The sequence below is a fragment of the Candidatus Falkowbacteria bacterium genome (assembly GCA_013336275.1).
Lineage (GTDB): Bacteria > Patescibacteriota > Patescibacteriia > Patescibacteriales > GWE2-39-37 > JAAXUA01.
The window spans coordinates 19,991-33,814 of record JAAXUA010000009.1; the positions used below are offsets into that span (position 1 = coordinate 19,991).

General features: G+C 46.5%; 13 protein-coding genes, 1 tRNA gene and 1 rRNA gene. 1 reads left to right on the forward strand and 14 read right to left on the reverse strand.

Annotated elements, in window-relative coordinates; all coding sequences use genetic code 11:
- Positions 1 to 306: 306 nt before the first annotated feature.
- The 14 genes from HGA34_05805 to HGA34_05870 all read right to left on the reverse strand — a co-directional run bounded on the left by HGA34_05805 (position 307) and on the right by HGA34_05870 (position 11,750).
- Entirely contained in the window at positions 307 to 1,143 is an 837-nt protein-coding gene (locus tag HGA34_05805) for a hypothetical protein (GenBank protein NTW23018.1), read from the reverse strand.
- Positions 1,121 to 1,969, reverse strand: a complete 849-nt coding sequence (locus HGA34_05810) for a hypothetical protein (protein NTW23019.1) — start codon at positions 1,967 to 1,969, stop codon at positions 1,121 to 1,123. Before HGA34_05810 ends, HGA34_05805 begins: the two co-directional genes overlap by 23 nt.
- Positions 1,959 to 3,815 carry a hypothetical protein gene (locus HGA34_05815; protein ID NTW23020.1) on the reverse strand — a complete coding sequence of 619 codons (1,857 nt, stop codon included), beginning with the start codon at positions 3,813 to 3,815 and terminating at the stop codon, positions 1,959 to 1,961. Before HGA34_05815 ends, HGA34_05810 begins: the two co-directional genes overlap by 11 nt.
- A 314-nt stretch (positions 3,816 to 4,129) precedes the next feature.
- Complete coding sequence (locus HGA34_05820) at positions 4,130 to 4,546, reverse strand: very short patch repair endonuclease (protein ID NTW23021.1); 417 nt, start codon at positions 4,544 to 4,546, stop codon at positions 4,130 to 4,132.
- Between the two features lie 4 nt (positions 4,547 to 4,550).
- Entirely contained in the window at positions 4,551 to 5,525 is a 975-nt protein-coding gene (gene dcm / locus HGA34_05825; protein NTW23022.1) for a DNA (cytosine-5-)-methyltransferase, read from the reverse strand.
- The gene (locus tag HGA34_05830) at positions 5,510 to 5,710 is read right to left on the reverse strand and encodes a helix-turn-helix domain-containing protein (protein ID NTW23023.1); all 201 of its coding nucleotides are present in this window, start codon (positions 5,708 to 5,710) and stop codon (positions 5,510 to 5,512) included. The genes dcm and HGA34_05830 overlap by 16 nt, the downstream gene beginning before the upstream one ends.
- Positions 5,711 to 5,960: 250 nt before the next feature.
- Positions 5,961 to 6,051: transfer RNA gene (locus tag HGA34_05835), tRNA-Ser, on the reverse strand.
- A gap of 7 nt (positions 6,052 to 6,058) precedes the next feature.
- Complete coding sequence (locus tag HGA34_05840) at positions 6,059 to 6,802, reverse strand: rRNA pseudouridine synthase (GenBank protein NTW23024.1); 744 nt, start codon at positions 6,800 to 6,802, stop codon at positions 6,059 to 6,061.
- Entirely contained in the window at positions 6,803 to 8,221 is a 1,419-nt protein-coding gene (locus HGA34_05845) for a hypothetical protein (protein ID NTW23025.1), read from the reverse strand.
- A 9-nt stretch (positions 8,222 to 8,230) separates the two neighbouring features.
- Positions 8,231 to 9,187: an EamA family transporter gene (locus HGA34_05850; GenBank protein ID NTW23026.1), complete on the reverse strand. Its 957-nt coding sequence runs from the start codon at positions 9,185 to 9,187 to the stop codon at positions 8,231 to 8,233.
- A 62-nt stretch (positions 9,188 to 9,249) separates the two neighbouring features.
- Positions 9,250 to 9,708, reverse strand: a complete 459-nt coding sequence (locus HGA34_05855) for a hypothetical protein (protein ID NTW23027.1) — start codon at positions 9,706 to 9,708, stop codon at positions 9,250 to 9,252.
- 35 nt (positions 9,709 to 9,743) lie between these two features.
- On the reverse strand, positions 9,744 to 10,199 hold the full coding sequence (locus HGA34_05860) for a hypothetical protein (protein ID NTW23028.1): 456 nt from the start codon (positions 10,197 to 10,199) through the stop codon (positions 9,744 to 9,746).
- A gap of 47 nt (positions 10,200 to 10,246) precedes the next feature.
- On the reverse strand, positions 10,247 to 11,479 hold the full coding sequence (locus HGA34_05865) for a glycoside hydrolase family 1 protein (GenBank protein ID NTW23029.1): 1,233 nt from the start codon (positions 11,477 to 11,479) through the stop codon (positions 10,247 to 10,249).
- 76 nt (positions 11,480 to 11,555) lie between these two features.
- Positions 11,556 to 11,750 (reverse strand): hypothetical protein, encoded by a 195-nt coding sequence (locus tag HGA34_05870; protein NTW23030.1) that lies wholly within the window; start codon positions 11,748 to 11,750, stop codon positions 11,556 to 11,558.
- Between the two features lie 564 nt (positions 11,751 to 12,314).
- Between HGA34_05870 and HGA34_05875 the strand changes: the two genes are divergently transcribed.
- Positions 12,315 to 13,813 (forward strand): 16S ribosomal RNA (locus HGA34_05875).
- Positions 13,814 to 13,824: the final 11 nt, after the last annotated feature.

The window sequence follows — 13,824 nt, forward strand, 5'->3', positions numbered from 1 at the left end:
AATATATTAACCCGATTTCAGTGGGCAACCCACTGCTATTCTTAATTATATTAAATATTTATTGTTAAGCATTAATTAAGGGGTTTATTATAGTTTTTAAAAAATTTCAGTTCTTTTCTTTCCCACAAATCAAAATTACCTCCGGCCCCCATATGGGGGCCGGAGGTAATCCCACTCAAGACACCGGCAAGTCAGGCGGATACTTATTGATGACTTAAGAAGTGTTGACCTAATAGTTAAGGACAAAAACGACATCAATTGGTTAGTAGACCCGCCAAAATTTAAATAAAAATATACGACAGAAAATTATTCACTATCCTCCTCTGCGACATCTGCAATTTCATCCGATATTCGTTTAATAAGCAGCTTTAATGACGTTCTGTCCAGGGCGATAATTTTCTTTGTGCCATAAACAAGGTTTAACTCCTTCATTAAACCTCTCACTTTAGATCTTGATTTGGCAAATTCGGCATTAGAACTCAAAAAATCGAGTACCGATATTAAGATTCTGTTCGACCTGCCCATGGAACGTTCTAGTACTTGCTGATAAATATCCTGCGTTGAAAGCAGCACACTAGTGTAAAAATATGGATCCTCATTCTTTAGATCTCCGAAAAATTCTGGATCAACTTCCCAAGGTGCATAGGTAAGGTGAGCCGCCCACCATAAACGAGCGAGCGCATGTCGCCTCAAATCGCGATCACTATCACCAACCGCAAACCAATGTTCAAACAAATACCGAATCGCTTTTGCCTTCTTTTCATCGTCCTGCTCAATATCTGCATAGGCTCCGTCAAGTCCCCAGCGGGCAATCGTATACTTCCTAAATTCAACGTGGCTCAAATACATCCACAGGCGCGGATCAGACGCTTGAGTCTCGTCGATATCTTTATAATAACGATGCAAAGCGATTGCATTTTGAAGATCTGCTGAAACTGGATCCTTCTCAGGAACCTTAAGCTCTGGCTTTCTTCCTTCAAGCGTAATCGTTGATGATAACACCTGACTTTCGTCAACCGAAAAATCTTCTTCGAAATAACTAGCAAGCGATATACCGGAATATAGATTATTGCGCAATCTCTCCACTACCGCTGATTTAAAAATCTTTTGCGTTATTGTTTTACTCATAGAAGTCTTTTTCATCTTCTTCGTTAATAATAGTTTCCATTCCCTTGAGCCCTCGTGCTATGGGGTGGTCAAGAATTTTTTGCGCTGCTTCTAACGGATCCTTTTCTTCAAGCTTCTTCGACTCAAGGATTGCCTGAAGTCTTCCAAACCAATTAAGACCGCTATATTCTGCTGATGAATTTCGCACTTGATAAATCGAGTCAGCCAGTGCGGGTAGCACTATTGCGCTGTGCAGTATGCCAAGGAGTTGCTTTTGCTTTCGCACTTCGAGATAATTGCGCCAGTCTTCTTTCGACAGGACTATGGTTATCTTTTCGTTGTCATAATCAATTTGCATTGGCCCTTCCTGAATGCTGCCCTCCATAATTGACATAAATGATGACACCGGAGGGCGCAAAGGATCAAATGACTTCTCTGCAATGAATGACGCTTGACCACCTACTGCCAATACATCACCGGAATCAACATCGAATAATGCATTATCATAGTCCTTGTGAGGCTGTGACGGTTTATACCCGCGAATATCCTGGTCTGCGCAAACATAAAATCCGACAGTGACTTGCTCGCGCAACCTTTCTGCTGGAATGGAAAAGTTTTGTTCGCGCTCGCGGGAAGCAAAGCTTGTACGATAAAACGTTCGTCGACAGCTTACTTCGGTAACATACGATGCCTTGCCCTTCTTTAACATGTCTTCAATTGCAACATTATTTAGAGCAAACAACGGCCGCAATTCAATCGTATCTCGCCCGAGCTGGTAGGTGAATTCAACTTTAAATTCGCCACCAAGGTCGTCACCATTGCCAAGAACAGGATGCGGGTAGGATTTTGAATTAATTTTCATATGATTCTATGCCTAGGGTATATCTTCGATTAGAAGGAAGCCGGACCGCAATTCTTGCCGTTTCGCCCACCTTAATAACTAAGTCCTTAATAAAAGCTTCTCCAATTTTATATTCCTTGCCGGTTGCAAAATCTACGGCTGACGCAATGTCAACTGGATAGCCACCATCATCACCAACGGCCACTAGGCGTATTGCCCCCTCGCAATTTTCCTTCGCAGAAATGGCCAGGCGGTATTCAATGCCATTTTTTGTTTTTTGAGCAAAGCCGCGAAATCTTATCAGGGAGGTATTAATACGCATGCCCTCACTGTCACCCGTCTTTGTTCCCGTTCCTTTACCGGGTTTTCCTCCACCCGATTCCTGCGGCTTTTCCTGCAGTATTTTATCAATCTGTTTATTCGTAACCTGGCTTTTGCGCACAATCACGTCCGGTATAATCTCAGCTGATTTTTTATCCGCACCGACCTCTCGCCCAGATTCTATATCTGACGCTTGACCAGTCTCTTCAATTGCATTACTGCTATCTGACGGCATGTAATCGCGCTCTTCCGTGTCAGGCAAATAACGGTCTAGGCCGGGGATGTCCTCTGGTTCGCTTGTAATCGATTCCGACATTAAACGCAGAGAGTCTTTTACAAATGCTTCAAGTTCAGACATGGCTGCGGTTCCATTCTTTGCGCGATTTCGATCCCATTTATCATGGGCGGGTGGCTCAAGATCACGCAACATCGCATTGCCTTTGTCATTTTCACATATAAAAACCCCGGAGTAGGGTTCGCGCAGTACTCGGTAACCGCGCTCGAATACTAGCATTTTTGGCTTGCGAACCATCATTACTTGCCCAGGAAAACCGTCCTCTTTTCTAACATACAAAGATACTTCACCCAAATGCTTCAATTCTTTGGAGAACGTTTGCGTGGGATTTGTAACCGCTTCATAATAATACCGGGCGTCAAGTGCATCGTACTTATCAAGGCAATACCCTATGTTTGCTTCATTAATCACGACTTCAGCGCCATCGCGAACGACAACCTCAAGATTTCCATGAAAAATCGAAAGCCAGAAGTTATGAAGAACTGAACGAATTAATTTTCCCTCCCACTCTTCATCTGATTCATAGCCCATTACAAAAATATCGGTGCCACGTTCTGTGCGCGTAAGAAACTCTGGAATAAGTGCTTCATCTCGAATTGCATGCCTTTCCAAACCAAAGAACCCAACTCCCTGACGTATATCCCCTTCGTCATCGCAATGACTCACAAGACGAGCCTTACCCTGACACACAAGCTGACCTTGGTCATTCACACTCACATAAAATGCTGTACGCAATGAAGATGCTGCAATCGGCGCACCCTTGCCTATTCCGAATGATCCACCAGTAGCTCCTTTTGCGGAGCTTACGCCTGTCGCCTTAACAAGGCGGTACCAGTTGCCGTTAGTGTCATCGTCTGCACCGGAAAGTCCCTTTGTATTAAAATCGCTGATTTTTAAAACGCTTAACTTTTTAGCCTTGAGTGTTTCAATCGCTTTTGTAAAAAACGCCTCTGCTCGATCCTGCCCCTTTGATCGCTCTCGGCAACGCAGAATGCGATCAAGCAGTTCATCTCGGCCTGAGAGCTGATTTGTTGGAATTGTAAAACGTTCAAAAACTACAACAACCGGCTTTTTGTTATCGAGTCGGGCATCTACCGAATTTTGTATTGCCTCGCGTGCGATGTATTTTTCATGGTCGCCCTGAAAATACTCGAGTTGTGAATCAGAAAACCCCTGTTCTTCTCCGCCACCAGTGCTCGGAAAAAACCATTCAGGAGAAATTCCATCACCAGCAGCTGTTTCTTTCTGCATAAATGTTATATTTACAATTTGAATTCTTTTTCCTTATTAGGAAATGTAAACTTAGACTTAGTTTCCCTAACCTTGCGCTCTATTTCAGAAAATATTTTGTTCACATCCTCCTCCGTATAATCGTAATGACTTCTATTCGAACAATTGCCCAGAATTTTTATGCGTCGCAAAACTTCGTTTGTTCGCATAACCCCGAGTCTTTTAAAATTTTCTCTTCGTTTATCCATATATGAACTAATTATATAAATATACTGATTATAATGTATATATAGCGCATATTTACAAAAATGTCAATGCCAATACATAAAAACCCCTTAGCTAGGGGTTTTTATTAAAAAATCTTTGATTTTTTCTAAAGTCCTTTCCGTCGATTTTTTCAATTGATGCTCCCAAACCCTGAGCAATTGCCACCCATCACGACGCAAAACTACGCGGTTCTTTTTATCTCTAGCCATATTGGCCAAAATTTTTTCCCGCCAATATTCTTTTGGTATCCGGCCTTGCAATTTTTCAAACCTATAACCATGCCAAAAATCTCCGTCAATAAAAACAGCAAGTTTCTTCGATGGCACCGCGATGTCAGGTCGGCCCTTAACTTTATCATAGTGCTTTTGAAAATAAATTTTGTTTTTCCTCAAGTAAGAAAAAACGAGTTTTTCGATGCCTGTGTTTTTTGAGCGTATTCGCGACATAATGTCGCTGCGCTTTTCTCTTGAAAATACATCGGCCATGCGACTAAGACTCAAGGGCAATCCTTATGTTTTCAGCTATACGGGCAATTACCGGCACTGTTACGGAATTGCCGATTTGTTTATACAGATGAATATCTGATTGGCTCCTTGGAAAGACGAATGATTCGGGCAACCCCTGAAGGCGCGCGCACTCCCGGGGGGTTAACTTTCTAATGCCACGCGAATCTCTAACAATTGGAACGTTGTGCCCGCCCATCCCCATGCTGGCTGTTAGCGTTGGACAGACGCCATTTTTATTTTCCCTTACATAAACTCGACGATACTGATATACCCTGTCTTTACGCTTCACTGCCTCTTTAAGCTTTGGGTAAATAAATTCATTAGTTTTATCATAATAAAATTTACCGTCAACATTTTTTTCAAGAATAGAAAACAGCGACTTTGTGAGCGGTTTTTTGTCCGGGAAACGAAAATTCATTAACTTCCTAGGAGATCGAAAACCGACAATATATATCCTCTCCCTTGCTTGAGGAACATTCCCGTACTCCATGCTATTAAGAACTTGGGCTTTCATAAAATAACCTGCGTCCCTTAACACATCCTGAACTTTTTTAAATGTTTTTTCATCGTCATGGTACTGAAGATGTTTAACATTTTCCAAAAATACGGCTTCTGGCTTCCTGGCTTTTAATATTTCGATAACTGCAAATAAAAGATTTCCCCTGCCTTCGTCCTCAAAACCTCGCTTATGCCCAGCAACAGAAAAAGGCTGACATGGAAAACCGCCCAATAATATATCAAAGTTTTTTGGTATTCGTTTTATGTTCTCAGGCATCACAACATCCAAAAGACTTGTTTCATCTATTTCTCCAAAATTATGCCGATACGTTTCTGCTGCCCATTTATCAAAGTCATTTGAATATATACATTCAAAACCAGCTGACTCAAAGCCCATTCTCACGCCTCCAATCCCGGCAAAAAGATCGATCGCTTTAAATTTATCTATTTTCTTTGCCATAAATTATTTTGTCTTAGTCTCTTTTCTATTTCACTTCTGCGATACCTGCGATCTCCGCGAGCTCCAAATCGTATCGCCTTCAGGAATCCGCTGTTATCCCACTTGCGCAAAGTGTTAGGATGGCATCCCAACAGGTCACATGCTTCGCTCAAGGTAATAATATCTTTGCTTAAAATAGGCATCATAATAAAACTTACTACTTAACATTAGTTTACATTAAATCGTGCCTTAAGTAAACAATAAGTATTGCTAATTTTGCTCACTTTAAAGGACTTAAGACGCCCTGGACTCTTCTTAGCATATCAAGGAAATGCTTGAGGCAGAACGGGGCAACAATTAAACAATAAAAGCAACTTATTATAGTTGCTTTTATTGTTTAATTTAGCGTGCATGAGGCTTTTATGGCGCTCGGATCTGCACGATACTAAATTGTGTTGGCGGAGGAGAAGAGATTCGAACTCTTGATACCCGTTAAGGTATAGCACTTTTCGAGAGTGCCGCCTTCAACCACTCGAGCCACTCCTCCGAATATTTTATTTTAGATTTTTCAATCGTGTTATTTCCGCTTCGGTCATCTCGCGCCAAGCGCCTTCGGCCAAGACTCCCATCCTTTGTCCGGCAATCTCGGTGCGCAAGAGATCGACGACGTTGCAGCCTAATTCGCGGAACATGCGGCGAATCTGCCGCTTCTTACCATAGGTCAAGATGATTTCGAACTGGTTATTGCCTAGATACTTGGCCAGCTTGGCACGCACGACGCCGTCGCCCTCGCCGATGTCGATGCCCCGCATCAGCCTCTCGGAAATAATATCAGCCTCCCGGTCAATGAATCTGAAATCATCGGCCTTGATCTTGTCTTTCGGCGGATTGACTTTGACGATATATTGCTTGCGATGCTCAAACTTCGGATGGGTCAGCCTCTGCGTCAGCTCTCCGTCGTTGGTCAGGATAATCAGCCCGCGGCTGTTCTTGTCCAGCCGTCCGACGACGAACAGCTTGTCCTTCAGCGGCACCAGCTCATAGACATTCTTTTCTCCCTCGACTTTGGCATGGGTGCAGGCGTAGCCGACCGGCTTGTTTAAGATAATATAAATTTTCGATTTTGCCAACCCTAGCGGTTTGCCATCGATTTTTACTTGATCTCCCACTTCGACTCGCATGCCTAATTCGGCCAACTTATCATTGACCGTGACCTGTCCAGCCTCAATCAGAGCCTGCGCTTGGCGGCGCGAGCAGTGACCGGCGTCGGCGATATATTTTTGGAGCACTATGGACATCTAGCTTTTATTCGATATTTGATTCAGGCGGACCAATGACACCAACGCGATCAGCAGCCAGAAAATCACGGCCAGATCATTCTTGAAATAAGGTACGTCGACAGCGCCATGGGCGATGAGCGCGAGCATGGCAGCAGCCGCTCCGACTAGAAAGGCTCTCTCATTATTTTGCTGGGGGGGGTTCAGCTCTGCGGCAAGCACCAGGAAAAACTTGGCAATGATCCAGACGAACAGGAGCAACCCGGCCAGGCCGAGCTCGGTCCAGAAATTCAGGATGATGTTGTGCGGATACATATAGATTTCAAGCGGCTGCCAATGGGCGGCTCGATATTCAGCATTGAATACCAGTTTGCGATGCGAATCCGGATCGTCGTAATCCTCGATGAAAACCCCTTCCTTGTGAAACGGCTTGATGGCGGCTTGATAATTCGAGAGCCCGGCTCCCCAAAGCCAGCGGTTGTCAGTCTTGAGCATGGTCCAAGTCTCGCGCCATTGTGATCGGCGCACCTGGCCGGAAAAATCATTCAGGGTGGCGTATTTAGAAACTTGATGACGCAGCGGCTGGATTAAGATAACAGCCACGGCTGCAACCGCCAACAAAACCAAGGTGACCTTGCGGCTCCGCTTGCTGAAGAGCGAGGCGAAGGCGACGAAGCCGGCGGCCACCCCCAGGCTGGCACCGATCGACTTGGCGAAAATTATAGCCAGCAGGGATGTAAATACCGTTAAAAGCAGTATCAAGCGATTGCGCGAGCATCGCCCGCCGACGCACTGGCGCGAAAAGATGAATAGGCCTAGGGCTAAGAAAATGATGCTCTCGACATAAAGCCCGACAGCGTTGGGATAGCCGAAAAACGAAACCACGCGTCTGGTGGCAGCAGTCGCCCACAGGGGATTGCTGATGAATTGGCCAGTGAACTTCTGATAAACCGCGAACAAGGCGACTGCCAGGGCCGAGGCAACCAACGGCCAGATTATCATATTGAGCTTTTTGGGCAACGGGATTTCCTTTTTACCGATGACATTCAACGCCACTAAATAGAACAGGGCTGGCTCGAAAAAATAGGCTTTCCAGATGCCGAGAGCCGAGGATGAGAACCCGGCGACACCGACTGCGACAAGTGAAATCACTAAGAGCGCGACAAGTTCGTTGCCGAAAGGATAAGGCACGCGCTCTGGGGCTTTTACCCCTTTCCCCCAACTGCGCTTAACTCCTGCAAAAAGCTCCAAGCGATTCTGCCATGCCCAGACGGCGGCCACAGTTAAAATCATTACCTCTAGCAAGGTCATGGGCACGCCAACATTGAAACGAATTAGGTAGGCTGGCAAGGCAAAAAAAGTGAGCATCAATGCCCACTCCAGACGGCGGATCGCCAAAAAGGCAAAACCAATTGAATATGCTGCGATTAACCAAGCCATAGTTCTTATTTATGAAATCAGGATATACAACCCCAAGCTGACCAATATCACGCCGATAAGCTTCTGCAGTATCACGCCACGACCGAGCTCCTCGTTATATATCTTGGGGAACTTGACCGATAACACTAGCACGATAACCAATAAAAACAAATATTGAACGCCTTGCAAGACGTTGACCATGGCGACATCACCCAAGCTGATCGCCCAGTTAGTCATAATGAAGGCCAGGGCGGCCAGCACGCGAACCGCCATGAAAAACGCTAGATTGGTCTGTTCGCGGCCGCTTTTCTGATGTTTGATGATCGATTTGCGATAATCCGGAATTGCGAAAATCAGCAGGACGCCGATGAAGGTTCCTAGCCGTGACCAGACGAAGCTGCCCAGGAACGGCTCATGCATATAGATATACTTCATCAGCACGGCGTAGGCCGCGAAGAAGAAAGCGGAAATCGTCGAATTGATAAGCAGGCGGCGAGTGGGGCGATAGCTGGCATGGATGTAGCCCAGCAACTCTTGGATCCTGGCGATCACTTTGCCTGGCAGATACATCTTGGTCTGTTTGACTGAGATCAGGGTGCCGCCGATGATCAGCACGGAAAAAGCCGTGAAATGCTGTTTGCTGATGCCCTCGCCTAAAAAGGCAACCGACAAGAGCAAGGTAAAAATAGGCGTGAGCCCGCCGACGATCGGGACCACTCGGGAAGTCTCGGATTGATGCAGAGCCTTATACCAGAAAATCATAGTGAACAGGAACATGGCGCCGGCAAACAGGTCGATCATGAGCCAGCGGAAATCCGGGACGTAGGGTGCGAAAATCAACAGTGCGAAATTAAAGATACTCCAGATACCGACGAAAAAAGCATAGGTGACCGAAGAGTGGATTTTTTTGGACAACAAGAATTTGTCGGCGACATAGACGCCGGCATTGATGAGATAGGCGATGATTGCGATTGATAACCAGTTCATTATATATATGGTATCAGAATATAGGCCAAGAAAAAAGGCCCGAGTTTACCCCGGGCGCTCAACTAATACAGATCGATCAAAAGTTCGTCCTCTTCTTTGGATCCGGCCAAGATGTGCTTTTCCAAGCGCAATTCTATCGGCGCATCACCGATGGCGTAGAAAAAGCTTTGGGCGGACCAATCCAGCATAGCGAAAGGCCCATCACTGACTCTTCGGATCACCGAAGAGAATGTCATTGCGCCCAAGCCCGGCAAATAGAACCCGAAAACGAATCGGGTGTCCGGTTTGCCGATCGGGACAAATACTACCCGCCTGAGCCACAACTGGTCACGCTTCCTTCGCCAACTGTAATTCTGATGGAAGGCGAAGTGGATGCACTTGCCGAAACGCTTGCCCAAGCCGCAGGCCTCCGATTCGACCAGACCCGAAAAATGCTCGAATCTGCCGAACCTGGCCGCTTGTCTGCCGCTGTCATCTTCGGTGATTGCTGTCGGTAAGAACTTCCCGTAACGCCTTCTCATCACCATCACCCCTTTCCGTTAGAGTATTGCTGCTGTCAGTACAGATCGTAGCGCAAGGATCCTATCTCCGATGGTTGCCTGGTGTTGGCATAGAAGCAGCCGCCATTTTGCAGCGTCACTTCCTTTTCGGCAACCACAAAGAAATGGATCCGCCCAGGGCCTACCCGCATCAAGAATGGTCCCTCAGAAACTTGGCGGGCCTTAGTGCAGACCTTGCAGATGTTGAGGTTGTGATCGTAAAAGCCGACGACGAAGAACGTGTCAGAATCGCCAGCTACCTCGAGGGTGATCCTCTTCTTCCAGAAGAGCACTTTCTTGATCCAACCCCACAGTCCGAGAAAATCTTCCGGCTTCTGTCCTTTGAGGCGTGAATCACCTTCGGCGCTGGTCATGTCGGACCACTTCTTGAGTCCTCCAAGACCAAAGCCCTCATGGCTAAGATCGCTCTTGCGGTACTGCACGTTTCTCCATAAACCCATTATCAGTGGCATACGCGTACCTCCTTTTTGATCGATCGTTGTAGAGAACAAAGGTAAAATTACCTTATAACTAAATAGTTATTTTTGCAAATATCCGCATAAAGCGCGGCGCTTGGCCGGGCGGTGCGTTCACAGGTCTTGAGGTCAACGGCAAACAGTCCGAACTTAGGATGGAAACCGTGAGCCCACTCGAAGTTATCCAGAAGCGACCAGTGGAAATATCCGCGGACATCACACCCCGCCTCTATCGCCTTGTGCAACCAGCGCAAGTGATTCTCGATGAACTGCGGCCGCTGATCATCGTCCGCATCAGCAATGCCGTTTTCCATAATATATATAGGCTTCTTGAAACGGGCGGCATATTTCACGACATGATAGATGCCCTCCGGATAGACCTCCCAACCCATATCATTAACTTCTTTGTTCAGATTGACCTTGAAGGGCGGACGCCAGCTGATGCGGTTATGGAAATAATAATCGATGCCGATATAATCAAGGTGGCGACTGACCTTATTCAAGAATGCGCGGTGATGCAGCCAACGCGACAATGAATTGAACATCAGGTCTAGAGGATTAAATTTATTGGCCGGCTCGAAATAATCTGTCAGCGAAGTATATCCGACCGAAGCTTCTGGGAAGTGGTGATGGATAATGCCATAGGCGCCGATGTGGGCGCTGACCAAATTGCGGAAAACTTTGACTGCGCCGATAATATCGAATTTGCGGTTCGGCGGGAAATTACCGCGCACATAACCGAAGCCGACGTGAGCCATCGGCTCATTCAATGTCACCCAGAAATCGACGTCAGCTCCCAATTCCTTAACGATGAACTCAACGTAACGCAAGTAATAATCGACTGATTTGGGGTTGCGCCAGCCGCCGAGCTTGGCCAGCCACACGGGGTTGGTCCAATGCCACAAAGTCAAAACCAGCTTGAGGTTCCGCGCTTTCAAGGATTTAATCGCTTGGCGATAGTGTTCCAGCTCTGCCATATTCCACTTGCCCTCTTCCGGCTCGATCCGCGCCCATTCGATACCCATGCGATAGGCGCCGCAATTAAGTTGGGCCACCAGATCAAAATCCGTCTCATATCTATTATAGGAATCGCAGGCTTGACCGGAAATGAAATGTTCCGGCTCATGGCCCTGCGCCTTGAGCGAATCAATCCTGGCTTGCGATGATTCCCATTCGCTCCAATCGTTGGTGTTGCCGCCTTCAATCTGATGCGCCGCGGTTGAAACGCCCCACAAAAAACCCTGAGGGAAGACTAAAATGTTTTTTTCTCCATTCATATTACTTGAATTATACCAAAAATTGGCTAACAAAAAAAGAAAGTCCCGGATTTGTAGTCCGGGACCGGATAGCGGCTTAGCCGATGTCCTTGAGGCTGAATCTCTCCAGCTCGTAGCCGTGGTGCTGGCAATATTCCAGGCACTTTTTCCTGACGAACTCCACCAGTTGCCTGATTGTCAATCCGTCGTCGACCTCCAAGGTCTCGTGGTGGCTGGCCGGTTTTTGGTGAGGTGCCCTATAAACAATGATGTAGCTGATTTTTATTTCCATGGCCCAGCCTCCTTATACGCTTCCGGATAAACCGCTATTTTCCTAACATTATATTGATTAAGCCTGTTTTTGCCAACACCTTGACCGCTTTTAAAAGAACTGCTATCATTTCTTTTGTTGAGCTGTTATTGGATTTAGTTAATTTTTGCTTATTTTAGCAAACAAATTAATTAATACAAAACGTCCGACTAGGGGTTGACAGCACTGTAAAAGTAGTTTAACATATTTATACACTTGATTTCCTTAATCTTAAAGCAAATTATAGATTCAAGATTTCTTGAAACTTGATTAGTCCTTGAAGGAAAAAACAGTGATGTTACATCGATAATATCCCTGTTTTTTCTTTCAAAAGCAATTTTGAAAGGCTCGTTGACAATTAACACAATATGTAACCGACAACCAAACATATTGTGATCGCTATATTTTGGTGCGAACAGGCACCAATTCGTCCAAATTAGAATACATTATTCTATTCCATATACTGATCAGGGCATCGTTCCAGATCAATTGTACTGAATCTTCTTTGATTCTTTACACTAGGCAAGTAAACCTAGTCAAAAACTTTTCGAGAGTTTGATCCTGGCTCAGGATGAACGCTGGCGGCGTGTCTAAGGCATGCAAGTCGAATGTGAACTTCACCTTCGGGTGGAGCCGAACATGGCAAACGGGAGAGTAACACATTGGTAACATACCCTGAGGACGCGTATAACTTGGAGAAATCCAAGATAATTCGCGATGGAAAAGGGGGGACACAAGTCATTCCCTTTTAAAGTAACAACGCCTCAGGAGTGGCCTATGGCCTATCAGCTAGTTGGTGAGGTAACGGCCCACCAAGGCAACGACAGGTAGCGGGTGTGAGAGCATGACCCGTCTCACTGGGACTGAGACACTGCCCAGACTCCTACGGGAGGCTGCAGTCAAGAATCTTCCACAATGGCCGAAAGGCTGATGGAGCGACGCCGCGTGTATGAAGACGCCCCTCGGGGTGTAAAGTACTTTTCTCTGGGAAGAAACAATGACGGTACCAGAGGAATAAGGGGCTGCTAACCTCGTGCCAGCAGCAGCGGTAATACGAGGGCCCCAAGCGTTATCCGGATTAATTGGGCGTAAAGAGTTTGTAGGTTGTTTGGTACATCTTCTGTTAAATCTTCGGGCTTAACCCGGGGGCTGCGGAAGAGATGGCCAGACTAGAGACCGGAAGAGGTAAGCGGAATTGCTGGTGTAGGGGTTAAATCCGTTAATATCAGCAGGAACACCAAATGCGAAGGCAGCTTACTGGGACGGTTCTGACACTGAGAAACGAAAGCGTGGGGAGCGAATGGGATTAGATACCCCAGTAGTCCACGCCGTAAACGATGAATGCTAATCATTGGGAGTATCGACCCTCTCAGTGATGTTTACTTAAGTTAACACGTTAAGCATTCCGCCTGGGGAGTACGAGCGCAAGCTTAAAACTCAAAGGAATAGACGGGGACCCGCACAAGCGGTGGAGCATGTGGTTTAATTCGACGATAAGCGAGGAACCTCACCAAGGTTTGACATACGGCTGCAGACCCCTGGAAACAGGGGAGCCTTCGAGGGTGCCGTACAGATGCTGCATGGTTGTCGTCAGCTCGTGTCGTGAGATGTACCGTTAAGTCGGGAAACGAGCGCAACCCTCACCCTATGTTTTATATGTCATAGGGAACTATCCGCTATAAGTGGGAGGAAGGTGGGGATGACGTCAAATCAGCATGGTTCTTACACCTTGGGCGACACACGTGCTACAATGGGCAGTACAACGGGACGCCAAGCAGTAATGCGGAGCAAACCCCTTAAAACTGTCCTCAGTTCGGATTGTGGGCTGCAACTCGCCCACATGAAGCTGGAATCGCTAGTAAACGCGCATCAGCCACGGCGCGTTGAATACGTTCTCGGGTCTTGTACTCACCGCCCGTCACGTCAAGGGAGTCGGTAACACCCGAAGGCTCTATCTAATAGGGACTAAGGTGGGATCGATAACAGGGACGAAGTCGTAACAAGGCATCCGTAGCGGAAGCTGTGGATGGATCACCTCCTTTCTAGGGAGTTATTC